The organism is Lentzea sp. NPDC060358 (assembly GCF_042725365.1).
In the GTDB taxonomy this organism is placed as follows: domain Bacteria; phylum Actinomycetota; class Actinomycetes; order Mycobacteriales; family Pseudonocardiaceae; genus Lentzea.
Genome location: NZ_JBHXCW010000019.1, coordinates 18,401 through 42,252, shown reverse-complemented (window position 1 = coordinate 42,252; position 23,852 = coordinate 18,401). Strand labels below are relative to the sequence as shown.

Genomic DNA, 23,852 nt, shown 5'->3' with positions numbered 1-23,852 from the left:
CACGATCGTATGCCCATGACGCAAGACATGCCTACCGTCGCAGCCATGGACGAACTCCTGGACGCCGTGGTCGTCGGCGGTGGCGCCGCCGGCCTGAACGGCGCGGTCATGCTGGCCCGTTCCCGCCGCTCGGTCGTCGTGGTCGACGGCGGGGCGCCCCGCAACGCCCCGGCCGGCGGCGTGCACGGGCTCCTCGGCCTCGACGGCATCCCGCCCGCTGAGCTGCTGGCCCGCGGCCGTGACGAGGTCCGCCGGTACGGCGGGCGGATCGTGCACGGCGAGGTGACCGGCGCCGAGCCGGCCGGCGACGTCTTCGCCCTCACCCTGTCCGACGGCACCGCACTGCGGGCCAAGCGCGTGCTGGTCGCCACCGGACTGCGCGACGTGCTGCCGGACGTGGAGGGGCTGGCCGGGCACTGGGGGCGCGGCGTCGTGCACTGCCCGTACTGCCACGGCTGGGAGGTGCGCGACGAACCCGTCGGCGTGCTCGGCTCCCCCCACCACGCCCTGCTGTTCCGGCAGCTGACCGACGACCTCGTGTTCTTCGCCCACGGCACCGAACTCGACGACGACACCCGCGCGAAGTTCGCCGGACGCGGCATCCGGGTCGTCGAGACGCCGGTCGCGGCGGTCGAGTCCGCCGGGGACGCGATCACCGGCGTGCGGCTGGCCGGCGGCGAGGTCGTGCCCCGCCGGGTGATCGCCGTCGCCACCACGATGATCGCCCGCACCGAGGGCGTCGAGGGCCTGGGACTGCCGCTGGAGGACGTGCCGCACGGCCGGAGGTTCGTGAGCGGCCCGGCGGGCACGACGCCGGTGAAGGGCGTGTGGGTCGCGGGCAACGCCACCGACCTCACCGCCCAGGTCGGCGCGTCCGCCGCGGCCGGTGCGCTGGCCGGCGCCCGCATCAACGCGGACCTCCTCGCGTGACCAGCACCACCGGCGCTGACGGCCGTCCCCGGGTGCTCAGGCGTCGTGGAGCATGGCGAGCAGCTTCTGCGGGGCGCCGCCCTCGCCGAACAGGCTCTCCAGCATCCGGTCGGAGTCCTCGGTGGCCGCCACTGCGCGCACGACCATGGCCTCCTCGTACTCGGTCAGCGCCTCCTCGACGTCGGCGTGGGTCGCGAGGGCACGGGCGAGCTCGGCGCCGTCGAGCATGGCGAGGTTGGCGCCCTCCCCGTTGGGCGCGGACAGGTGCGCGGCGTCGCCGACGAGCGTCACGCCGGGCACCCGCTCCCAGCGCAGCCCGGTGGGCAGCGCGTGGTGCGGGCGCAGCAGCGGCACCGTGTCGGTCTCGGTGATCAGCGCGGTCAGCTCCGGCGCCCAGCCCTCGAACTCGGCCGCGACGCGCAGCGGGTCGGTGACGTCGAAGCCGTCGAACCATTCGAGCGGGCGGCTGAACTCGACGTAGGCGTGCAGCGTGTCGCCGGCCTCGCGGTGCCCGAAGATCCCCTTGCCCTGGCCGGGCGAGAACATCGACCCACCGCCGACGGCCTTCGCGGCGGCCGGGTGCCGCGTGTCGGCCTCGTGGAGGTAGGTCTCGACGAACGCCATGCCGGTGTACTCGGGCCGGGCGCCGGTGAGCACGGGCCGCACCCGCGACCACGCCCCGTCCGCGCCGACCAGCAGCTCGGCCTCGACGGTGGAGCCGTCGGCGAAGCAGACCGTCCGGCCGTCGACCGCCGTGACCTTGGCGCCCCACCGGACCGTGCCCGCGGGCAGCGAGTCGAGCAGGATCTGCCGCAGGTCGGCGCGCTGGATCTCGGGCCGCCCGCCGGTGCCGTCGTCGGCCTTGTCGAGCAGGACGGTGCCGTCGTTGTCGAGCACCCGCAACGCCTCGCGCCCCTGGAGCACCCGCGCGCGGAACTCGTCCACGAGCCCGGCGGCCTCGATCGCGAGCTGGCCGTTGTAGTCGTGGATGTCGAGCATGCCGCCCTGCGAGCGCGCCGTCGGCGACTCCTCCGCCTCGTAGACCGTGGACGGGATGCCGTGGACGTGCAGCACGCGGGCGAGCGTGAGGCCGCCGAGGCCGGCGCCGATGATCGTGACGTGCATGGGTGGGACTCCCCTGGGGTGATCGTGCCGCCTCCCTGACGGCACGGCCCACCCTCGTCGCCGCCACTGGCACCGGCCGCACACGTCGCTGGCAGCCGCTGGCAGCACCTGTCAGGCGTCGTAGGGTGGCGGGCGTGAGCTACCGCTACGAGATCATCAGGGCCGTCGTGCGGCAGGGCGTCATCGCGATCATCCGCACCGCCGACACCGCCTCCGCCGTCGAGGCCGCCGTCCCGTTGCTGACCGCCGGACTCACCTCGCTCGAACTGCCGCTGACCAACCCCGGCGCGCTCGACGCGATCCGGCGGCTGCGCGCGGACCACCCGCACGCCGTCATCGGCGCGGGGTCGGTGCTCGACGAGGCCTCCGCGGTGGCCGCCGTGCGCGCCGGGGCCCAGTTCCTGGTGGCGCCCAACCTGAACACCTCGGTCATCCGGGCCGGGCACCGCCACGGCGCCGCCGTGCTGCCGGGCGCCGGGAGCGTCTCCGAGGTCGTCCAGGCCCTCGAAGCGGGCGCGGACGCGGTGAAGGTGTTCCCCGCGCCGACGCCGCGGTGGGTGCGCGACGTGCTGGCCGTGCTGCCGCACGCGCCGCTGGTGCCGACCGGCGGTGTGGCGCCGGCCGACGTGCCCGCGTGGCTGGAGGCGGGCGCCGTGGCGTGCGGGGTCGGCTCCGCTCTCGCCCGCACGCCGGTCGAGGAGGTCACGGCACTGCTGCGGGCCTGACCGCGAGCGCTTCCGCCAGCCGCTTCGCCTGCACCGCGGTGCGGCTCGACCCCTTGCGCGCCGCCACCCCGGCCAGGCCGCCGACCTCGCCACCGGGCTCGACCTGCTGCGCCAGCTCCACGGCGAGCTCGACCACGTCGGCGACCCGGTTGTGCCCCCACAGCTGCGGCAACGCGGCCGCGACCGCCTCCCACACCTGCCGCGGGGCGCCGGCGCGGGCCGTGTCGCGCAGGCCGGGGACGACGCGGTTCAGCGCCAGGCCGCCGCCGGCGAGCGCGCGGCCGAGCAGGTCGCCCAGCAGGCGGCCGTCCAGCTGGTCGCGGGACGCCAGGGCGAGCAGCGCGTCCACGGCGTGGGCGCGGTTGACGGTCAGTTCGGCGCCGAGGCCGTAGCAGAGGGCGAGGTGCAGGGCCGGGCCCGCGGGTCCGTCCGCCGCGGCGAGCAGCGGCAGCAGCGGGCCGTCGTCGCCCTTCGACGCGGTGCGGCCGCGGAAGTGCGGCACCAGGTGGGCGGCGACGACCTCCCGCTGCGCGGGCAGCACGAACGGCCACCACTCGATCATCGGCCCCCACCCGTCGAACGTGTGCAGGCGTTCCTGGGGTTCTTCGAGGCCGGGGACGACGACCGCGAGCAGGCCGGTGTCGCTGATGTCCTGCTGGGTGCGCCAGTACTTCGGGTAGTGGTAGGTCCGCTCCTCGACGGTGATCACCGGGTCGGTCCGGGTGCCGAGCCACACCCGCACCTTCGCCGCCGCGGCGCCCGCCACCTCGGCGAAGTCGGCGGGCGTGGCGGTGCGGGGCAGGCGGTGGCAGGCCTGGTCGAGGTCGCGCCGCCACGGTTCCCAGCCCTCGGCCTCGGCCCGCGCCAGGCGTTGGGCGAGCACGGCCGGGTCGATCAGCCCGGACCCCAGGGTGGGGGTGCACACCAGGGCGGGCCGCGGCGCGTACCGGAGGCCCTTCTCGATCTCGTGCAGGCGTTCGGCGAGCTGGTCGGCGAGACCGCCGTTGTCCGCCCTCTTCAGCTGGGCGCGCCACTCGCGGGCGAAGTCGAGCGCCGCGGAGAACCTCCCCGGTGTCTCGGGGGGCGCGGCCACGGCGGCCAGGACGGCCGTGAACTCGGTGTGGGCGTTGCGCTTCGCGTGGCCGGGGTGGCGGTCGTACGCGCTGCGGTCGAGGATCCACGAGTGCTTCTCGTAGACGGGTCGCATCGCCTTGGTGAGCGCGTCGCGGTCCTGCCAGGCGAACCGCACGAGCGCCTCGACGACGCGTTCGGCCGCGACCCCGCCGATCTGGCCGGCGGTGCGCCCGTAGAGCCCCAGCACCTCGCGCGTCAGGTCGCCGAGCGACGCGATCGGCTCGGGCCACGGGCCCGGTGTGACCGGGGTGAGCGTGACGGCTTCCTCCTGCGCCGCAACGGCTCCGAGCCGCGCGGCGAGGTCGGCGGGGAGCTGCCGCGCGCACTCCAGCAGCTCGGCGCGGGTGTCGTCGCCGATCTTCGCGAGGTGCTTGGCGACGAGGGCGACCGCCTGGCCGCGCAGGTCGTCCGACTCGTGCGCGAACAGCTCCGCGGCGATCAGCACCACCTCGTCCGGTGCGGTCCGCGCGTGCTTGCCCAGCCACGCCAGCTGTGTGCGGACGAGCTTCTTCTCGGTGCGCCCGAACACCCACCGGCTCGCGTCGCCGAGCAGGCCGAAGTCGAGCCGGCCCGCCTCGTCGAGCCGCCGCAGCCGTTCCTGGGCGAGCGCGGCGACGGTGGAGCGCGAGTCCGGCAGCATCGCCACGTAGTCGCGGACGTGCACGGCGCTCTCGTCGAGCGTCACGTCGAGAGCGTCGTGCAGCGCGAGGAAGCCCTGCATCTCCGTGACGCCGCCGCCCTGCTGCAGCCGCGCGAGACAGCCGTCGAGCAGCACCTGCCGGTCGCCCCTCTCGCTCAGCAACGCGAGCCAGTCCCGGTCGGCCGCGAACGACTGCCCGGCGCCCGCGACCTCCAGCATCCGCGGGATCAGCACGTCGAAACTCGGACGCCACCGCTCGTGCCCGCCGAAGGCCATCAGGTGCGCCAGGAACCCGTCGGAGTCCGGCGGGTCGTCGCCGCAGAACGCCACGACCACCCCGAGCACGTCGCTGCGGGACAGGTCGCGGACCGACATCTTCGCGGCCAGCCGCGCGGCGAGGTCCGGCAGCCACGGCGGGTTCCGGCGCCGCAGCACGTCGAGCAGCACCGGCCCGGGGTTGAGCGGGCTGCGCTCGTCCCACCAGACCCGGTAGCGCATCAGCCACGGCGTGAGCGTCGCGGCGCTCGGCAGCACCCCGGCGCCCGCGATGGCGAGCGCCTCGAAGTGCTCCCAGCTCCGGGGGCCCGCGCGGTGCTCCTTCTCGAACGCGACGAGCTCCTTCGAGCACGCCGCGCGGTCGCCGGGGGCGAGGCTCCCGAGCACCTCGCCGAGCGCGAGCAGCTGGCGCGACTCGATCAGCGCCCGGATCCTGTCGAAGCTCACGCCTTGCCTCTCACCATGTCCGCGGCCAGCACGTGCTTGCACTTGCCGCGCCCGCCCCGGTACTCCGTCCACCACTGACAGGTGCACGCCTCACCGTTCACGCGGTGGCCGCCGACCACCGCGGTCCCGCCGTCCCACCGCACGGCGTCCTGCTCGACGAGCGCCTTCGCGTTGCGCAGCCGGGGGTTCATGGCCTGCACGTCCGCGCCGTCGTAGGGCAGCTCGCGGTGGAAGTAGGACGCCTCGGCGAGGTCGTAGCCGACCCGGCCGGCGGTGCCGAGCTGCGCCAGCGCGTCCTTCACCCGCTGCACCGCGAGCCCGGAGCGGCCGGCGAGGTCCGCGACGTCCACCCGCGGTTCGAAGTCGAGCAGCGCGCCGACGAGCTCGGCGTCGGTGTCCGCGTCGCCCGCGGCGAGGCCGTCCAGGACGGCGCCCTCGCCGGACAGGCCGCGGTTCACCTCGGGCGACAGGACGAGCGTGAGGCGGTGCGCGCCGAGGTCGACCTCCCAGCCGCTCGCGACGGGCAGGCCGGCCGACGGCGGGCCGTAGACGCGGACGGCCTTCGCGAAGCGCAGCAACGGGATCAGCGCCTCCAGCCGGTTCGGGCCGGCGAGGCACACGGCCGTGCCCGACGCGGACCCGCTGAGCCGCAACGACTTCCCGGCCGGTACCGCCCACACCGCAGCGCGTCCCTTCGGGAGGGTGCGCAGGAACCGCTGGGCGTCGGCCGGCGACAGCTCGGCCCGCAGGTCGAACCGCGAGGTGAGCACCTGCGTCTCGGCGAACCCGCGCAGCCAGCGCGGCGGCAGCGGCACCTTCTTCTCGACGACCGCGCCGTCGAGCGTGCCGACCTCGACCTGGTCCGGCCCGACGGTCAGGTGCAGCGGGTCGCCCTTCGTCACGCGGGCCAGCGCGCGCCGCAGCGGCTCGTTGACGTCCACGTTGGTCGTGCCGCGGTCGTGCACCTCGCCGTCGAGCGCTCCACCGAGGACGTCGAGGCGGGCGTAGACACCGCAGCAGCCCGAGAACGACTCGAAGCGCAACCGGTCGCCGTTGCACGTGACGACCGGGTCGCGCAGGCGTTCGGGGGTGGGCTGGAAGTACCGGGTGCCGGCGATCTTCGCGATGGCGAGCAACGACGACGCGGCCACCTGCGAGTCGGTGAGGAACCCGGTGAAGAAGCGCGGGTTCGGCGCCCGGCCGCCGGAGGTCTGCAGCCCCAGGGCGCGCCGCGTCTCGTCCAGCCGGGAGTCGGCGACGTAGGCGTACGAGTGCATCCGCGCACTCTAGAGAACACACGTTCGACAGAGGGCCGGAACGGGCGAATATCGTTTGCGGCCCGCCACCCGGACTCGCAGAATCGGCGGCCTCCCAGGCGACGGAAACGGGTGGCACTTGTTCGACGTGATCATCGCGGGGTGCGGGCCCGCCGGGGCCGTGCTGGCGGCCGAGCTGCGGCTGCACGACGTGCGGGTGCTGGTCCTGGAGAAGGACGCCGAGCAGGCGCCGTCGTTCGTCCGGGTCGTGAGCCTGCACGCCCGCAGCCTGGAGCTGATGGCGATGCGCGGCCTGCTGGACCGGCTGCTCGCCCGGGGCCGGCAGCGCCCGGTCGGCGGCAGCTTCGCGGGCATCCCGAAACCCACGCCGCAGGGCCTCGACTCCGACTTCGACACGCTGCTCGGCATTCGCCAGCCGGACGTGAACCAGGTCCTCGAGGACCACGCGGTCGCGCTGGGCGCGGAGGTCCGGCGGGGCCGCGCGGTCACCGGCGTCAGCCAGGACCAGGACGGCGTCACGGTCGAGGTGGCGGGCGGCGAGCGACTGCGAGCGCGCTACCTCGTGGCGTGCGACGGGGCGCGCAGCACGGTGCGCAAGCTGCTCGGCGTCGGTTTCCCCGGCGAACCGTCGCGGCACGACACGCTCATGGGCGAGATGGAAGTCGGTGTGCCGCAGGAGGACATCGCCGCCGGGGTGGCCGAGGCCCGGCGGACCCACCGCATGTTCCAGCTGGGACCGTCCGGCGAGGGCCGCTACCGCGTCGTGGTGCCGTGCGCGGAGGTCAGCGAGAACCGGTCGGCCACGCTCGACGACTTCCGGCGGGAGCTGCGCGCGGTCGCCGGCACCGACTTCGGCGTCCACTCGCCGCGCTGGCTGTCCCGCTTCGGCGACGCCACCCGGCTTCTCGAGCACTACCGCGAGGGCCGGGTGCTGTTCGCCGGCGACGCCGCGCACATCCACCCTCCCGCCGGTGGCCAGGGCCTCAACCTGGGCGTGCAGGACGCGGTCAACCTGGGCTGGAAGCTCGCCGGGCAGGTCCGCGGCTGGGCGCCGGAGTCGTTGCTCGGCACCTACCACCGCGAACGCCGCCCGGTCGCCGCGGCCGTGCTCGACAACACCCGCGCGCAGGTGCACCTGATGTCCGGCGGTCCGGGCGCGCGGGCCGTGCTCGGGCTCGTCACCGAGCTGATGGACCTGAACGAGGTCAACCGGCTCCTGATCGAGAAGATCGCCGCGCTCGACGTCCGCTACGACTTCGGCGAGGGCCACGACCTGCTCGGCCGGCGGCTGCGCGACGTCGCGCTGACCGGCGGCCGCCTGTACGACCGGATGCGCGGCGGCCGCGGGCTCGTCCTCGACCGCACCGGGCGGCTGCGCGCGGACGGCTGGTCCGGCCGCGTCGACCTGGTCGCCGATCCCGGTGCGGCCCTGGACGTCCCGGCCGTCCTGCTGCGCCCCGACGGGCACGTGGCCTGGGCCGGCGACCGGCAGGACGACCTGGACGAGCACCTCGCCCGCTGGTTCGGCGCTCAGGGGTAGCGGCGCAGCAGGTCCTCCTCGGTCTCGCGGCGCACCACCGGCCGCGCCACGCCGTCGCGCACGGCGACGACCGGCGGGCGGCAGACCTGGTTGTAGTTCGACGCCAGCGCGTGGTGGTAGGCGCCGGTGACGGGCACGGCGAGCAGGTCGCCCGCGTGGACGTCGGCGGGCAGCGGCACGTTCTCCGCCAGCACGTCCCCGGCCTCGCAGTGCCGGCCGACGACCGTCACCGGCTTCGTCGGGCCACCCCGGCCGACGAGCCGCACGGCGTACCGGGCGCCGTACAGCGAAGGCCGCGGGTTGTCGCTCATCCCGCCGTCCACGGCCACGAACGTCCGGGTGCCCTCCTTCACGGCGCACACCCGGTACAGCGTCACGCCGGCGTTGGCGACGATCGCCCGCCCCGGCTCCACCAGCAGCCGCGGCACGGGCACCCGCCGCAGCGCGCACTCGCGGTGCAGCGTGCCGCGCACCCGGTGCGCGAAGCCGAAGAGGTCGAACGACGACTCGCCGGGCAGGTACGGCGCGCGGAACCCGCCGCCGAGGTCGAGCTGCCCGACCGGGACGCCGCACGACGCGATCAGGCCGACCATGCGCCGTGCGGCCTCCTCGTAGGACGCGACGTGGCGGACCTGCGAGCCGATGTGGCAGTGCAGTCCCACGAGCCGCAGCGAGGGCTGGCCGGCGACCCGCAGGACCGCGTCGAGCGCGGCGCCGGAAGCCAGTGAGAACCCGAACTTCTGGTCCTCCACGCCGGTCGCGATCGCCGCGTGGGTGTGCGCGTCGACGCCCGGCGTCACGCGGATCATCACTTCCTGGCCGTGCCGGGCGAGCGCGCCGAGCTGGCCGATCTCGTCGACCGAGTCGACGACGATCCTCGACACCCCGTGCTGCAGCGCGGCTTTGAGGTCTTCCGCCGTCTTCACGTTGCCGTGCATGACGATCCGCGACGCGGGGAAGCCCGCGGCCCTGGCCAGCGCGAGCTCCCCGGCGGAGGAGACGTCGAGCGACAGGCCCTCCTGCGCCATCCACCGGTAGACCTCGGGGCAGGGCAGAGACTTCCCGGCGAACACGACCTCGGCGTCCGGCAGGGCCGCGCGGAACTCCCGGGCCCGTGCCCGGACCGAGAGCTCGTCGAGCACCTGGCAGGGCGTGCCGAACTGGGCCGCGAGCCGCGTCGCGGGCACTCCACCGAGCACGAGGTCCGAGCCGGCGAGAAGGGTCCCGTCCGGCCAGAGACCCGGTTCCAGCGCCGGCGCGGTGGAACATCCGGTGCTGGGCAACAACTCCGCGAGCGTCATGCGTCCAGCACACGCCGCGCGGGCCGCTCGCGCGAGACCCCGGACGGGACCCTGACACGGCCGCCCGCCTCCTTGACGCGATCCTGACGACGGCGGTAACCCGCGTCACGGCCGCTCACAGCTCGAACCGGTAGCCCATGCCGGGTTCGGTGACCAGGTGCCGCGGGTGCGCCGGGTCGTCCTCCAGCTTGCGCCGCAGCTGCGCGAAGTACACCCGCAGGTACTGCGACTCGTTGACGTGCTTGGGACCCCACACCTCCTGCAGGAGCTGCCGCTGCGACACGAGCCGGCCGGGGTTGCGCGCGAGGACCTCGACCAGTCCCCACTCCGTCGGTGTCAGGTGCACCTCGCGGCCGCCGCGCCGCACCTTCTTCGCCGCCAGGTCCACGACGAACGACGCGGTCTCGACGACCGGGTCGCCGGCCTCCCGCGCCGCGGTCCTGCGCACCGCGGCGCGCAGCCGGGCCAGCAGCTCGTCCATCCCGAACGGCTTGGTCACGTAGTCGTCCGCGCCCGCGTCCAGGGCCTCGACCTTGGCGCGGGAGTCGGTGCGCGCGGACAGCACGATGATCGGCACGGCCGTCCAGCCGCGCAGCCCGGCGATCACGTCCACGCCGTCGAGGTCGGGCAGGCCGAGGTCGAGCACGACGACGTCCGGTCTGCCCTCCGCCGCGACGCCGAGCGCGGACCTGCCGTCGCAGGCCGTCAGCACGTCGTAGCCGCGGGCGCTGAGGTTGATCCTCAGCGCGCGCACGATCTGCGGCTCGTCGTCCACCACCAGTACCGAGGTCATGGCCCCTCCTCGTGGACGGGCAGGGAGATGACCACGGTCAGCCCGCCACCCGGTGTGTCCTCCGCGCTGATCTCGCCGCCCATCGCGGCGGTGAAGCCCCTGGCGACGCTCAGGCCCAGCCCGACGCCGGGGCCGGAGCGGTCGCCGAGGCGCTGGAAGGGCGCGAACACCCTGTCCCCCGCGTTCTTCGGCAGCCCGGGGCCGTGGTCGACGACCCGGAGCTCGACGACCGCCCCGTGCCGGCTCGCCCTGATCGCCACCGGCGAGGGGCTGCCGTGGCGCAGGGCGTTGTCGACGACGTTCGCGACGACCCGCTCCAGCAGCCCGAGGTCCGCGCGCACGTGCGGCAGGTCCTCCGCCACCTGCACCGCGACCTCTCCCCCGAGTCCGGCGAGCGCCTTCGCGACGACCTCGTAGTAGCCGACCGGCCGCAGCACCGGTTCGACCGACCCGGTGGCGAGCCGGGAGGAGTCGAGCAGGTTGTCCACGAGGCCGGTCAGCCGGTCCGCGGACTCCTCCACGGTCGCCATCAGCTCACCGACGTCCTCTGTGGACAGTGGCAGGGACGGGTCGCGCAGGCTGCCGATGGCCGCCTTGATCGACGTGAGCGGGGTGCGGAGGTCGTGGCCGACCGCCGACAGCAACGCCGTGCGCAGCTCCGAGGTCTCGACCTTGCGGTGCGCGTCCCTCGTCTCGTCGGTCATCCGCTGCTGCCGCAGGGCCATCAGCGCCTGCCCGGCGGCCGCCTCCAGCACGCGCTGGTCGCTCGCGGGCAGCACGCGGCCGCGCAGCGCCAGGTGGACGTCGGAGGTGACCGGCACGTCGGCGTCGGCCTCGTCCGGTTCGTCGCACGGCCGCGGCCCGACGCACGCGACCCGTTCCCAGGCACCGGACCGGCGTTCGAGCAGCGCCACGGAGTCGAGGCCGAAGTTCTCCCGGATCTTCTCCAGCAGCCGCGCGAGCGGGTACGGCGACGTCAGCACGGTCCGCGAGTAGGAGGCGAGCAGCGCGGCCTCGGTCCGCGCCCGCGCGCCCTGTTCCGCGAGCCGGGCGGCCCGGTCGACGGTCAGCGCGACGACGGTCGCGACGATCACCATGGCGGCCAGCGTGATCACGTTCTCCGGTGTCCGCACCTGGAGGCTGTAGTAGGGCTCGGTGAAGAAGAAGTTCAGCAGCCCGGCGCCGAGGACCGCGCAGGACAGCGCGGGACCCAGTCCGCCCGCGATCGCCACCACGCACGTCACCAGCAGGAACGCCACCAGGTCGGTGGAGAAGTCGAGCTCGGCGCGCCACAGCATGCCGAGGCCGGTGACGGCGGCCGGCAGCACCAGCGCGAGGGCCCAGCCGAAGAGCCTGCGCCGCAACGGCAACGGCTCGTCGACCTTCCACCGCAGCCCGCGCCGTGACTCGTCGTGGGTGACCATGTGCACGTCGATCGCGCCGGACTCCTGCACGACCGCGGCACCGATGCCCTCGTCGAACGCGCGCGCCACCCGCGACCGGCGCGAGGTGCCGAGCACGAGCTGGGTGGCGTTGACGCCGCGGGCGAACTCCAGCAGCGCCGTCGGCACGTCGTCGCCGACCACCGAGTGGAACGTCGCGCCGACGTCCTCGGTGATCCGGCGGGACCGGGCGACGTGCTCGGGAGTGGCGCCGGACAGGCCGTCGCCGCGCAGGACGTGCACGACGAGCAGTTCGGCGCCCGCCCTGGTCGCGATCCGGCGGGCGCGGCGGATCAGCGTCTCGCTCTCCCGGCCGCCGGTGATGGCGGCGACGACGCGTTCCCTGGTCTCCCAGGTGTCGGTGATGTCCTTCTCGCTGCGGTAGCGCTGCAACGCCACGTCGACCTGGTCCGCGACCCACAGCAGGGCGAGCTCGCGCAACGCCGTGAGGTTGCCGAGCCGGAAGTAGTTGCCCAGCGCGGCGTCGATGCGGTGCGCCGGGTACACGTTGCCGTGCGCGAGCCTCCTGCGCAGCGCCTCGGGTGTGAGGTCGACGAGCTCGACCTGTTCGGCGCGGCGGACCACCTCGTCCGGCACGGTCTCCCGCTGCCGCACGCCGGTGATCCGCTCGACGACGTCGTTCAGCGACTCGAGGTGCTGGACGTTGACGGTGGACAGGACGTCGATGCCCGCGTCGAGCAGTTCCTCGACGTCCTGCCACCGCTTCTCGTTGCGCGAGCCGGGCGCGTTGGTGTGCGCGAGCTCGTCGACGACGGCGACCTCGGGCGCGCGGGCGAGGACCGCGTCGACGTCCATCTCCTCGACGGCGAGCCCGCGGTGGCCGACCTGCTTGCGGGGCAGGACCTCCAGGCCGCGCAGGAGGGTCGCGGTCTTCTCCCGGCCGTGGGTCTCGACGAGGCCGACGACGACCTCCGTGCCGCGCTCCCGGCGCCGGTGGGCCTCGCCGAGCATGGCGAAGGTCTTGCCGACGCCGGGAGCGGCACCGAGGTAGATCCTCAGCTCTCCCCGGCGGCCGTCAGCGGGTCGCGCTGTCGAGGGCACGGTTGAGCGCGGTCACGTTGACGGTGGTGGTGAAGGTGCCGCCGGTGGCGTCCGCGACCAGTTCCCGCACCTTCCCGACGGGCAGGCCGGTCGCGCGCGCCACCCGCGGGACCTGGATCTGCGCGTAAGCCGGGCTGATGTCCGGGTCGAGGCCCGAGGCCGACGCCGTGACGGCGTCCTGCGGCACCTGGTCCTCCGGCACGCCCTCGCGTTGCGCGACGGCGGTCCGGCGTTCGTCGACGACCTTGGTGTAGTCCTCGTTCAACTCGCCCTTGTTCGACCCTCCGGACGCGGGCAACGTGGCGGCGGACGGGCGCGGCACGAAGTACCGGTCGCCTTCCCGTGCCACGGCGACGAGTGTGGTGTCGGTGGCCTCGGCGTGGGCGTGCAGGCCGGGAAGGCGCGACACGCCCCACACGGCCAGCGGGTACAGCACGCCGAGGAGCACGGTGAGCGCGAGCAGGATGCGAAGTCCCGCCCACGACTGCTTGAGGAAGGTGGTCATGGTTCAGCCGATCCCGGGGACGAGTCGTACGAGCAGGTCGATCAGCCAGATCCCGGCGAACGGCGTGACGACGCCGCCGAGGCCGTAGATCAGCAGGTTGCGCCGCAGCAGCGCCGAAGCGCTGGACGGCCGGTACCGCACTCCCCGCAGCGCCAGCGGGATCAGCGCCACGATCACCAGGGCGTTGAAGATCACCGCCGACAGGATCGCGGACTGCGGTGTCGCGAGGCGCATGATGTTGAGCTTGTCGAGCGCCGGGTAGATCGCCGCGAACATGGCGGGCAGGATCGCGAAGTACTTCGCGAGGTCGTTCGCCACGGAGAACGTCGTCAGCGCGCCGCGGGTGATCAGCAGCTGCTTGCCGATCTCCACGATCTCGATGAGCTTCGTCGGGTCCGAGTCGAGGTCGACCATGTTGCCGGCCTCCTTCGCGGCCGACGTGCCGGTGTTCATGGCGACGCCGACGTCGGCCTGGGCGAGCGCGGGCGCGTCGTTGGTGCCGTCGCCGGTCATCGCGACGAGCCGCCCGCCCTCCTGTTCCTGCCGGATCAGGGCCATCTTGTCCTCGGGCTTGGCCTCGGCGAGGAAGTCGTCGACGCCCGCCTCGTCCGCGATGGCCTTGGCGGTCAGCGGGTTGTCGCCGGTGACCATGACCGTGCGGATGCCCATCGCGCGCAGCTCGGCGAAGCGTTCCCTCATGCCGGGCTTGACGACGTCGGAGAGCCGGATGATGCCGAGCACCCGGCCGTTCTCGGCCACGACGAGCGGGGTGCCGCCCCGGGCGCTGATCTCGTCGACGACCTCGCGAGCGGTGTCGGTGAGCTCGAACGCGGACGCGGCGCCCTTGCGGATGCTGCGGCCGCCGAGGTCGATGCCGGACATCCTGGTCTGCGCGGTGAACGGCACGAACTCGCCGGTCTTCTCGTGCTCGCTCGCCGGCTGCCCGCCCGCGAGCTCGAGGATGCTGCGGCCCTCGGGGGTGTCGTCGGCGAGGCTCGCGAGCCGCGCGGCGGCCACCAGCGTCTCGTGGTCGGTCGGCCCGACCGGGATGAACTCGGTGGCGCGCCGGTTGCCCCAGGTGATCGTGCCGGTCTTGTCGAGCAGCAGCGTGTCGACGTCGCCCGCGGCCTCGACCGCCTTGCCGGAGGTCGCCAGCACGTTGCGCTGCACCAGCCGGTCCATGCCCGCGATGCCGATGGCGGACAGCAGCGCGCCGATCGTCGTGGGGATCAGGCACACCAGCAGCGCGGTCAGCACGACGACGGACTGCTCGCCGCCGGAGTAGATCGCGAACGGCTGCAGCGCCACCACGGCGAGCAGGAAGATGATCGTGAGCGTCGACAGCAGGATCGTCAGCGCGATCTCGTTCGGCGTCTTCTGCCGTTCGGCGCCCTCGACGAGCGCGATCATCCGGTCCACGAAGGACTCGCCGGGCTTGGTGGTGATCTTGACGACGATCCGGTCGGACAGCACGGTCGTACCGCCGGTGACCGCGCACCGGTCGCCGCCCGACTCGCGGATGACGGGCGCGGACTCGCCGGTGATGGCGGACTCGTCGACGGTGGCGATGCCCTCGACGACGTCGCCGTCGCCGGGGACGACCTCGCCCGCCTCGACGACGACCAGGTCGCCGACCTTGAGCTCGGTGCCGGGAACGGTGTCCCCGTTCAGCAGCCGCGCGACGGCGTCCTTCTTGGTCTTGCGCAGCGAGTCGGCCTGCGCCTTGCCGCGTCCTTCGGCGACGGCCTCGGCGAGGTTCGCGAACAGCACGGTGAACCACAGCCACAGCGCCACCGCGACGGTGAACACGCTCGGGTCGATCACGGCGAACGCGGTGACGAGCAGGGAGCCTGCCCAGACGACGAACATGACGGGGCTGCGCAGCTGGTGGCGCGGGTGGAGCTTCCTCAGGGCCTCGGGAAGTGCGGCCGCGAGACCGGGTTTCGGGGTCACTGCAGTGCCTCCGCGATGGGACCGAGAGCGAGTGCGGGAACGAACGTGAGCGCGGCCACCAGCACGATCGAGCCGGTGAGCAGCGTGGCGAAGAGCGGGCCGGTGGTGGGCAGGGTGCCCGCGGTGACCGGGACCTTCTTCTGCCCGGCGAGCGATCCGGCCAGCGCGAGGACCGCGATGATGGGCAGGAACCGGCCGAACAGCATGCACAGGCCGAGCGAGGACTGGAACCAGTCGCTGGTGACGGTGATGCCGGCGAACGCGCTGCCGTTGTTGTTCGACGCCGACGCGTAGGCGTAGAGGATCTCGGAGAGCCCGTGCGCGCCGGGGTTGTTGAGCGCCGCCTGCGTTCCGGGCAGGACCGCCGCGATGCCGGCGCCGATCAACAGCACGGTCGGCATGGCGAGGATCGACACCGCCGCGGCCGTGACCTCCTTGCGCCCCAGCTTCTTGCCGAGGTACTCGGGGGTGCGGCCGACCATCAGGCCGGCGAGGAACATCGCGATGATCGCCATGACGAGGATGCTGTAGAGCCCGGTGCCGACGCCGCCCGGCGTCATCTCGCCGAACAGCATGTTGAGCAGCGTCGCGCCGCCGCCGAGGCCGGTGTAGCTGTCGTGCATCGAGTTGACGGCGCCGGTGGACGTGCCGGTGGTGGCGTCGGCGAAGATCGCGCTGCCGGCGATGCCGAACCGCAGCTCCTTGCCCTCCAGCGGCCGCAGCCCGGTCGCCTCGGCCGCCCAGATGACGCCGAGCACGGCCGTCCAGATGACGCCCATGACGCCGAGCAGGACGTAGCCCTGCTTCCGGTCGCCGACGAGCCGGCCGAACGTGCGGGTGAGCGACACCGGGATCACCAGGATCAGGAAGATCTCGATGAGGTTGGTCCACTCGCTCGGGTTCTCGAACGGGTGGGCGGAGTTGGCGTTGAGGACGCCGCCGCCGTTGGTGCCGAGCTCCTTGATGACCTCCTGGCTGGCGACGGGGGCGGTGGCGACCGTCTGCCCGTCGACGTCCACTCCGGACTTGAGGCTCATCGTGACGCCGAAGGCGATCAGCACGATCGCGCCGAGGAACGCGATGGGCAGCAGGATCCGGACGGTGCCGCGGACGAGGTCGACCCAGAAGTTGCCGAGCCGGTCGGTGCGGCTGCGCACGAACCCGCGCACGAGCGCGATCGCGACGGCGAGCCCGACGGCCGCCGACACGAAGTTCTGCACGGTCAGGCCGATCATCTGGACCGCGTGGCCCATGACCGCCTCCGGCACGTACGACTGCCAGTTCGTGTTGGCCACGAAGCTGATGGCGGTGTTGAACGCCATGCCCGGCCCGACGTCGCCGCGGCCGAAGTCGAACGGCAGCACGGACTGGACGCGCTGGAGCACGTACAGCAGCACGATGCCGACGAACGAGAAGCCCAGCACGCCGTAGGCGTAGGTGCTCCACTTCTGCCCGGCGTCGGGGTCGATGCGCCCCAGCCGGTACACGGCCTTCTCGACGCGGAGGTGCCGCTCGGCCTGGAAGACCCGGGCCATGTGATCGCCGAGGGGCCGGTACACGACCGCCAGGGCCGCGAACAGGATGCCGACCTGCACCAGGCCGGCCACGAGAGGGGACATCAGAACTTCTCCGGCCTGACGAGGGCGACGAACAGGTAGACGATCAGGGCGAGGGCGAGCACGCCCGCCACGGCGTTGGCCGCGAGTCCCGTGCTCACAACTTCTCCAGTCCGCGCACCGTGAGGCCGAGCACGACGAAACTCCCGATCAGCAGCAACGCGTAGGCCAGGTCGGCCATGACGCCGCTCCCTTCCACAACTTGGTCTTGATGACGCCCGGAAGCGTGCACCAGGGAAATGCCTGATCAGGGGATGCCTGACAGCGTCCTTACGGCGTCAGGGGCGGCTTTTACGCGTTCTTGAGGCCGGGGAGACCCAGGTCTCCCCCGTTGGGGCTGACCGCGGTCACGGTCGGTGAGAACGCCGGGTGGTGGCGAAACCGGTCCCCGAGGTGCGGCCGGCGTGCTATCCAGTCGTCCGTGATCGAACGAGTCCGTGTCGAGGACACGCACCACCGCAGGGGCAAGGACGCCTGGCCGGACCCGTGGAAGGTCATGCGGGTGCACTTCCCCGTCGTAGAACGGCTGCGCGACACCCCGCGGTCGTCGTGGCGGACGCCGGACGAGCTGCCCGCCTCCCTGGTGCACCTGGCCGAGTCGTTCCACGACGCCGGGTGGGACGACCTTGCCATGCGCGCCTACCACGAGGCGGTCGAGCTGCGCCGGGAGGCGGGCGATCCCGCGGACCTGCGCCGGGCGCTGACCGCGTCGCGGTCGCTGCTGGTGGACCTGGGGCGCTACGAGGAGGCGCTGCCCCTGGCGCGGGAGGAGCTCCGGCTGGCCGCGGAGCTGGCCGTGCCCGGCGAGTACAGCACCGAGGTCGCCCACTCGGCCCGGTTCTGGGTGCTGCACGTGCTGGGTGAGCTGGGCAGGCACGAGGAGTCGGCCCGGGTCGCCGGGGAGGCCGTCGCCGCGCTGCGCGCCCAGGAGCCGGTGCGCGGCGGTCCCCCGCCGGGCCACGGCCTCGCGCACGCCCTGCGCGAGTTCGCCACGCGGCTCGCGCGGATCGGTGAGTTCGGCCGGGCGGCCGGGGCGCTCACCGAGGCCGCGGAGTTCTGGCGGCACGCGAGGGGCGAGGCCATCCGCTGCTACACCGCTCTGCACGAGCTCAGCGCCGTGCAGCTCCGCCTCGGCCGCTTCGCCGAGTCGCGCGCGTCGGAGGCCGAAGCCGTCGCCGTCCTCCGCGCCCGCGCCAGGAACGACGAGTTCCGCGCCCACCTGGCGGCCGCCCTGCACAACCAGGGCATCCGCCTGCACGACCTCGGGCTCTACGAGGAGGCGGCGGGCGCGGCCCGCACGTCGGTGGCCCGCTACCGCTCGCTCCTCGCGAAGGCCGGGAGCCCGGCCGCGGTGGTGCGGCTGGAGCTGCGCCTCGCGCTCGCGCTGGCCGGTCTGGGCGGCGCGCTGCACGACGTCGGCGACCTCGACGGGTCGCTGGCCTCCAGCGACGAGGCCATCGCGCTCGCGTCCCGGCACGACGACCGCGACCAGCTGGCCCGTGCGTGGACGAACAGGGCGAGCCTGCTGCTCTCGCGGCGGTCCTACCGGGAGGCCGCGGACGCCGCCGCGCGGGGAGTCGAGCTCTACCGGGTGGCGAGCGGCAAGGCCATGGCGCGCAACACCTTCGCCGTGGCCTCAGCCCACGTGGGCGACCACGGGGCCGCGCTGGAGGCGTCGCTGCGGTCGGTCGCCGAGTACCGCGAGTGGCATTCCGGGGAGCCGCGGGAGCACGCCCATCTGCTCGCCGACGCGCTGACGGACCACGCCGTGGTCCGGGACCTGCGCGGCGAGCGCGCGGAGGCCGCGGCCGCCATCACCGAGTCCCTGGCGCTGCACGAGGACCTGGCGGCCGCCCATCCCGCCCGGTTCCGGCGGGAGCTGGACCGTGCCCGCGAGGTCGCCGCCCGGCTCTAGACGACCCGGACGTCGTGGGCGGGAAGGGAGTTCCACCAGCGCGCGTACCGCCGGTAGACCTGCGGCTCGCGGTCGCCGAGGAACTTCTTCAGCGCCGCCGCCTCCTCCTCGAGACCGGCCCACTGGTCGTCGGTGAGGGCGTGGAACGAGGTGAGTTCGACGCCGGCCTCGACCGGGCGCCACACCCCGGCCACGTGCCCGTCGACGAGCAGGGTGGGCAGGGTGTCGCCGTTGGCGCGGATGACCGCTTTCCGGTACTGCTCGGGGAGGACGCGGCTGCGGTCGGCGTAGGCGAGCAGGATGCTGTCCCACATGGCCATCAGCCGTGGCGGGGCGGGGGTGTCCTCGTCGGGGAGCGTCCCTTGTGGAACGTCGTAGTGCTCGCCGTCCCGCACGAGGTCGAGCAGTGCCAGCGCTTCCCGGATGGTGGTGCGCGGCAGCATCGTGAACTGGTTCATGTCGGGGACGGTCGCGGGCCCGAACCCGGTGAGGTAGCGGCGCAGCAGTTCGGCCACCGCGGCCTTCTGCTCGCGCGGCCCGGCCGGCACGGACCGGTAGGACGGCCGCAGCCCGAACGACCACGGCCCGCCCGTCGGCGCGTGCACGAGCCCGCCGTAGGTGCGCAGCGCCCACCACACGCCGGGTTCGCCGACGTCGCCGACGTGGGTGTGCAGGAGTTCCTCGATCTCGGCCTTCTGGCGGGGCTGCGCGGTGAACTCCCGCAGGTGCTCCAGCAGCGCGTCGGCCTGCTCAACCGTGATGTCCATGCCGCGGAACCGCTTGTCGTGCAGCCGTGACGCCCGCAGCACGGGCAGCATGGCGTGGTGGAACACCTCGTGGTCGGCGGCGGTGACGGCGTGCAGGGTGATCCGCATGAGCGACGCCTTGCGGACCTCGCCGCTCGCGAACGCCGCGTCGAGGCCGGCCGGGTCGAAGTCCTCGACCCGGTTCCACAGCGCGACGTAGGGCGAGGCGGGTTCCTGCGCCTGGATCGCGACGACCTTCTCCACCGCCGTCACCGGCCCGGCGGGCTCACGCTCCAGCAGCATCTGCCGGTGGAGCGTGGCGCGGTTGAGCCGGCGGGCGGTGGGGGTCATGCGGGTGATCCTCGCTCACCGCAGCTTCGAGGGCCACCAGATCCGGCCGCCGATGTCGACCGACAGCGCCGGCACGAGCAGCGACCGCACCAGCAGCGTGTCGAGCAGCACGCCGAACGCGACGATGAACGCGATCTGGGTGAGGAACAGGATCGGCAGCACCGCGAGGGCCGCGAACGTCGCCGCCAGCACGACGCCCGCCGAGGTGATCACGCCGCCGGTGAGGCTGAGCCCGCGGATGGTGCCCTCGACGGTGCCGAGCTCGTGGGTCTCCTCGCGGACGCGGGTCATCAGGAAGATGTTGTAGTCGATGCCCAGTGCCACCAGGAAGACGAACCCGAAGAGCGGCACCACCGGGTCCGCGCCGGGGAAGCCGAAGACGTGGTTGAACACCAGCGCCGAGACTCCCATGGTGGCGGCGAACGACAGCACCACCGTCGCGATCAGCAGCAACGGCGCCAGCAGCGACCGCAGCAGCAGCGCCAGCACGAGGAAGATCACGACCAGCACGATCGGGATGATCAGCAGCCGGTCGTGCTCGGACGTCGTCCTGGTGTCGAGCAGCGTCGCGGTGGGCCCGCCGACCTTCGTGCCGTCGATGCCGTCCACGGCCGCGCGGAGGCGTTCGACGGTCGCGACGGCGGCGTCGGAGTCGGGCGCGTCCGTCAGCGTGGCCTCGATCGCGACCAGGCCGTCGGCGGTTCCGCTGGGGCGCACGTTCGCGACACCGTCCACCTTGGACTTGTCCAGCACCTCGGCGGTCTTGCCCTCCGGTGCGATGATGACCGTCGGGGAACCGGTGCCGCCGGGGAAGTGCCGCGACAGCACCTCCTGTCCCGCGACGGACTCGACGGGCGTCAGGAACACGTCGGACTGGGCGGTTCCGGAGGCCTTGAGCTGCGGCAGGAACGCGGCGCCGACGAGCAGCACGAGCGTCGTGACGATCCAGATGGCGCGGGGCTTGCCGCGCACGAACGCCGCGACCCGGCCCCAGAGCCCGCTCGTCTCGGGGTGCGGTGAGCCGAACTTCGGCGCGAACGGCCAGAACGCGGCCCGTCCCAGCAGGGCGAGGGTGGCGGGCAGGAACGTCATGGTCGTGAGCAGCGCGGCGCCGATGCCGATGGCCGCGACCGGCCCGAGGCCCTTGTTGGAGTCGAGATCGCTGAACAGCAGGCACAGCACGCCGAGGATGACCGTGCCGGCGGACGCGGCGATGGGTTCGATCGTGCCGCGCCAGGCCGCGCGGATCGCCGCGAACCTGTCCTGCGTGTCGCGCAGTTCCTCGCGGAACCGCGACACCAGCAGCAACGCGTAGTCCGTGGCCGCGCCGAACACGAGGATCGACAGGATGCCCTGGCTTTGGCCGTTGAGCGCCAGCACGTCGTTCTTGGCCAGCAGGTACACGGCGAAGCTGGCGAGGCCGAGCGCGAACACCGCGGACACGAGCACCACGACCGGCAGCAGCGGGCTGCGGTAGACGACGAGCAGGATCAGCGCGACCACCGCTCCCGCGACGATCAGCAGCAGCCCGTCGATGCCGCCGAACGCCTCGACGAGGTCGGCGACCTGCGCGGCCGGCCCGGTGACCAGCACCGTGAGCCCTTCGGGGGCGCCGCGGGTGCCGTCGCGGAGCTCGAAGACCGAGTCCTTGACGTCCTTGGCGGGGTCGAGGAGCACGACGACCTGCGCGGCCTTGTCGTCGTTCGGCGACGGGATGACCGGGGATGCCTCGAAGCCCTCGACCTCGTCGGCGAGGTACTTCCTGTCCTCCTCGGTCAGCCCGCTCTGCCGTTCCACGACGACGATCGCCGGGATCTTGTTGTCGCGCTGGAACTTCTTCTGCAGCTCGGCGACCTGGGTGGACTCGGCGGAGTTGGGCAGGAACGCGCTGCTGTCGTTCTCCGCCACCTCGGACAGCTTGCCCGCGTACGGTCCGGTGAAGCCACCCAGGGCCAGCCAGACGACGAGCAGGACCCCGGCCAGGACTCGCATCAGTGATTCCTTCGATCGTCGAACGTTTCGATGGCCGAACTGTAAGCTGGGTTGGTGAGCGACGCAACCGACCACGACCTGAGCATGCTGTTGCGCGGGTTGGTGATGGAGTCGAACCGGTTCCTGGAGATCTTCAGCGCGGCCCACGCCCTGCACCCGACGGACATGACGGCGCTGAACCTGATCATGACGACCCCGCTGACCCCCGGCGGGCTGGCCAAGGCGCTGAACCTGAGCGCCTCGGCCACCACGTCGGTGCTGGACCGCCTGGAGAGAGCGGGTCACGTGGTCCGCGAACGCGACCCGGAGGACCGCCGCCGCGTCGAGCTGCGCGTCCTGTCCGACGCCCAGGCCCTGGCGGCGGAGTTCTTCGCCCCGCTCGCCCGCGGCTACGCGGCCGCCTGGGACGGCATGAGCGCGGAGGAACGCCGGGTGGTCGCCCGGTTCCTGACCGCGACGCTCGAGGCGACGGCGCAGGTGCGGTCGTCGGTCAGCTGACCCGGTGCGGGGGCAGGGTCCGGCCGCAGATCAGCAGCAGCAGGTCCTGGGCGAGCCCCCGCACGGGCCGGCCCTCGCCGAAGGTCCAGTCGAGGTCGGTGGCCTCGAGCCGCTTGCCGTCGAGGTCGGCCCCGAAGTGGCGGACGTTGCGCGACCGCATGCCGTCGAGCACCAGCCTCAGCCGGTCGTGCGGCACCCGCCGGTCCAGTCCGAGCGCGACGGTGATGTCGAGCCCGTGGATGACGTCGTGCGACAGGGCCCCCAGCAGCCCGCCACCGGGCGGTGCCCACGGGTGCCCGGCGTTGGCCTCGACCACGCCCGCCAGCTCGTCCGCGGACAGCGCCGCGGCGTCCTCGCGCGCCATGCGGTCGGCGGCGCGGTGGAACCGGCCCCCGGACTTGAGCGTCTCGAACAGCACCCGCGAGCCCTTGGACCGGAACGGCAGCGTGGTGTGGGCGACGACGTGCTTGACCGTCCATCCGGCACAGAGGCTGGGCGAGTCCCATTGTTCCCGGGTGAGCCCGCGCAGGACCGCAGCCTGCTCACGTCGTTCCGCTGCGATGGCGGCGCGAATGTCAGTCATGCACGGTGTACGGAGCCGCGCGCGAAAACCAATCGGTCCGCGTAGGGTCGGCGCGTGATCGAGGCGCTGGAGCCGTTCCGCGTGGAGCTGACCGGCTACTGCTACCGCATGCTCGGCTCGGGCTTCGAAGCCGAGGACGCCGTGCAGGAAACGCTCGTGCGCGCGTGGAAGGCCTACGCCACCTACGACGCACAACGCGCCTCGCTGCGGACCTGGCTCTACCGCATAGCCACGAACATCTGCATCGACATGCTGCGCAGCTCCCAGCGCCGAGCCCTGGCCGTGGACCTGCGCGAGCCGGGCGGCCCCCTGGACACACCCCTGCACGAACGCGTCTTCGTGCAGCCGGTCCCGGACGCCCTGGTCCTGCCGGAAGACCAGGCGGTCCTGCGCGACACGGTGCGCCTGGCGTTCGTGGCGGCCCTGCAACTGCTCCCCCCGCGCCAGCGCGCGGTCCTTGTCCTGCGCGACGTCCTGGCCTGGCAGGCCTCCGAGGTGGCCGCCCTCCTGTCCGTCTCGGTCCCGGCCGTGACGAGCGCCCTGCAACGAGCCAGGGCCACCCTGAAGGTCACCGACCCCGGCACTCCCCTGCACCCCGAAGACCCGGCACAACGAGCACTGCTGAACCGCTACTGCGACGCCTTCGAACGACACGACGTGGAAGCCCTGGTGGCCCTGCTGCACGAGGACGCGACGATGTCGATGCCTCCTTTCGCCTGGTGGCTGCGCGGCCGCCCGCAGGTCGCCGAGGCCCTGCGCGACCCGGCGGCGTCGTGCGCGGGCGCGTGGCTGGTCCCGGTCGCCGCCAACGGCTCCCCCGCGTACTGGCAGATGCGCCCGGGCCTGGCCGAACCGTTCGGCCTGGTGTTCCTGGACGTGCGCGACGGCCTGGTGACCGGCATCGTCACCTACCTGGGCGTCTCGGCCCTGCTGCCCCTGTTCGGGTGCACACCGGACAGTTCCGCCGGGCCGGCCCGTACCTCCTCCTAGTCGGTCTGCCG

General features: G+C 73.3%; 19 protein-coding genes. 6 read left to right on the top strand and 13 right to left on the bottom strand.

The features are described 5' to 3' along the window. Positions 1 to 45: 45 nt before the first annotated feature. Complete coding sequence (locus tag ACFWGZ_RS06570) at positions 46 to 930, top strand: NAD(P)/FAD-dependent oxidoreductase (protein ID WP_382450458.1); 885 nt, start codon at positions 46 to 48, stop codon at positions 928 to 930. A gap of 36 nt (positions 931 to 966) precedes the next feature. Here ACFWGZ_RS06570 and ACFWGZ_RS06565 read toward each other — a convergent pair whose 3' ends face one another. Beyond that, positions 967 to 2,055, bottom strand: a complete 1,089-nt coding sequence (locus ACFWGZ_RS06565) for an FAD-dependent oxidoreductase (RefSeq protein WP_382450457.1) — start codon at positions 2,053 to 2,055, stop codon at positions 967 to 969. Between the two features lie 134 nt (positions 2,056 to 2,189). On the opposite strand from ACFWGZ_RS06565, the gene ACFWGZ_RS06560 reads away from it, so the two are divergent. Continuing rightward, positions 2,190 to 2,780 carry a bifunctional 4-hydroxy-2-oxoglutarate aldolase/2-dehydro-3-deoxy-phosphogluconate aldolase gene (locus tag ACFWGZ_RS06560; RefSeq protein WP_382450456.1) on the top strand — a complete coding sequence of 197 codons (591 nt, stop codon included), beginning with the start codon at positions 2,190 to 2,192 and terminating at the stop codon, positions 2,778 to 2,780. Here ACFWGZ_RS06560 and ACFWGZ_RS06555 read toward each other — a convergent pair. Both ACFWGZ_RS06555 and ACFWGZ_RS06550 read right to left on the bottom strand, forming a co-directional pair. Then, positions 2,758 to 5,277: a DUF6493 family protein gene (locus tag ACFWGZ_RS06555; RefSeq protein ID WP_382450455.1), complete on the bottom strand. Its 2,520-nt coding sequence runs from the start codon at positions 5,275 to 5,277 to the stop codon at positions 2,758 to 2,760. The genes ACFWGZ_RS06560 and ACFWGZ_RS06555 overlap by 23 nt on opposite strands. Next, positions 5,274 to 6,554, bottom strand: a complete 1,281-nt coding sequence (locus ACFWGZ_RS06550) for an SWIM zinc finger family protein (protein ID WP_382450454.1) — start codon at positions 6,552 to 6,554, stop codon at positions 5,274 to 5,276. Before ACFWGZ_RS06550 ends, ACFWGZ_RS06555 begins: the two co-directional genes overlap by 4 nt. Positions 6,555 to 6,672: 118 nt before the next feature. Here ACFWGZ_RS06550 and ACFWGZ_RS06545 point away from each other — a divergent pair, with 118 nt between their 5' ends. Next, positions 6,673 to 8,094, top strand: a complete 1,422-nt coding sequence (locus tag ACFWGZ_RS06545; RefSeq protein ID WP_382450453.1) for an FAD-dependent monooxygenase — start codon at positions 6,673 to 6,675, stop codon at positions 8,092 to 8,094. On the opposite strand, the gene lysA is transcribed toward ACFWGZ_RS06545, so the two are convergent. The 7 genes from lysA to kdpF form a co-directional block, all read right to left on the bottom strand. Further along, positions 8,085 to 9,395: a diaminopimelate decarboxylase gene (lysA, locus tag ACFWGZ_RS06540; RefSeq protein ID WP_382450452.1), complete on the bottom strand. Its 1,311-nt coding sequence runs from the start codon at positions 9,393 to 9,395 to the stop codon at positions 8,085 to 8,087. The genes ACFWGZ_RS06545 and lysA overlap by 10 nt on opposite strands. A 115-nt stretch (positions 9,396 to 9,510) precedes the next feature. Next, positions 9,511 to 10,188, bottom strand: a complete 678-nt coding sequence (locus ACFWGZ_RS06535) for a response regulator (RefSeq protein ID WP_382450451.1) — start codon at positions 10,186 to 10,188, stop codon at positions 9,511 to 9,513. Beyond that, positions 10,185 to 12,692, bottom strand: coding sequence for a DUF4118 domain-containing protein (locus ACFWGZ_RS06530; protein WP_382450450.1), 2,508 nt, complete (start codon positions 12,690 to 12,692; stop codon positions 10,185 to 10,187). Before ACFWGZ_RS06530 ends, ACFWGZ_RS06535 begins: the two co-directional genes overlap by 4 nt. Then, entirely contained in the window at positions 12,667 to 13,197 is a 531-nt protein-coding gene (locus ACFWGZ_RS06525) for a potassium-transporting ATPase subunit C (protein WP_382450449.1), read from the bottom strand. The genes ACFWGZ_RS06530 and ACFWGZ_RS06525 overlap by 26 nt, the downstream gene beginning before the upstream one ends. Before the next feature lie 3 nt (positions 13,198 to 13,200). Next, complete coding sequence (gene kdpB, locus ACFWGZ_RS06520) at positions 13,201 to 15,150, bottom strand: potassium-transporting ATPase subunit KdpB (RefSeq protein WP_382450448.1); 1,950 nt, start codon at positions 15,148 to 15,150, stop codon at positions 13,201 to 13,203. Then, on the bottom strand, positions 15,147 to 16,769 hold the full coding sequence (gene kdpA / locus ACFWGZ_RS06515) for a potassium-transporting ATPase subunit KdpA (protein ID WP_382450447.1): 1,623 nt from the start codon (positions 16,767 to 16,769) through the stop codon (positions 15,147 to 15,149). The genes kdpB and kdpA overlap by 4 nt, the downstream gene beginning before the upstream one ends. Further along, positions 16,769 to 16,867: a K(+)-transporting ATPase subunit F gene (gene kdpF, locus ACFWGZ_RS06510; protein WP_330854977.1), complete on the bottom strand. Its 99-nt coding sequence runs from the start codon at positions 16,865 to 16,867 to the stop codon at positions 16,769 to 16,771. Before kdpF ends, kdpA begins: the two co-directional genes overlap by 1 nt. 320 nt (positions 16,868 to 17,187) lie before the next feature. Here kdpF and ACFWGZ_RS06505 point away from each other — a divergent pair, with 320 nt between their 5' ends. Next, positions 17,188 to 18,681, top strand: coding sequence for a hypothetical protein (locus ACFWGZ_RS06505; RefSeq protein ID WP_382450446.1), 1,494 nt, complete (start codon positions 17,188 to 17,190; stop codon positions 18,679 to 18,681). On the opposite strand, the gene ACFWGZ_RS06500 is transcribed toward ACFWGZ_RS06505, so the two are convergent. Further along, a complete protein-coding gene (locus ACFWGZ_RS06500; RefSeq protein WP_382450445.1) occupies positions 18,678 to 19,778 on the bottom strand; it encodes a winged helix DNA-binding domain-containing protein in 1,101 nt (366 codons plus the stop codon). The two genes, ACFWGZ_RS06505 and ACFWGZ_RS06500, sit on opposite strands and share 4 nt — an antisense overlap. 15 nt (positions 19,779 to 19,793) lie before the next feature. Then, positions 19,794 to 21,770 (bottom strand): MMPL family transporter, encoded by a 1,977-nt coding sequence (locus tag ACFWGZ_RS06495; RefSeq protein WP_382450444.1) that lies wholly within the window; start codon positions 21,768 to 21,770, stop codon positions 19,794 to 19,796. A 54-nt stretch (positions 21,771 to 21,824) separates the two neighbouring features. On the opposite strand from ACFWGZ_RS06495, the gene ACFWGZ_RS06490 reads away from it, so the two are divergent. Further along, positions 21,825 to 22,268, top strand: a complete 444-nt coding sequence (locus tag ACFWGZ_RS06490) for a MarR family winged helix-turn-helix transcriptional regulator (protein WP_382450443.1) — start codon at positions 21,825 to 21,827, stop codon at positions 22,266 to 22,268. On the opposite strand, the gene ACFWGZ_RS06485 is transcribed toward ACFWGZ_RS06490, so the two are convergent. Next, positions 22,261 to 22,851 (bottom strand): maleylpyruvate isomerase family mycothiol-dependent enzyme, encoded by a 591-nt coding sequence (locus ACFWGZ_RS06485; RefSeq protein WP_382450442.1) that lies wholly within the window; start codon positions 22,849 to 22,851, stop codon positions 22,261 to 22,263. The two genes, ACFWGZ_RS06490 and ACFWGZ_RS06485, sit on opposite strands and share 8 nt — an antisense overlap. Before the next feature lie 54 nt (positions 22,852 to 22,905). Here ACFWGZ_RS06485 and ACFWGZ_RS06480 point away from each other — a divergent pair, with 54 nt between their 5' ends. Next, entirely contained in the window at positions 22,906 to 23,841 is a 936-nt protein-coding gene (locus ACFWGZ_RS06480) for an RNA polymerase subunit sigma-70 (protein WP_382450441.1), read from the top strand. Positions 23,842 to 23,852 lie beyond the last annotated feature (11 nt).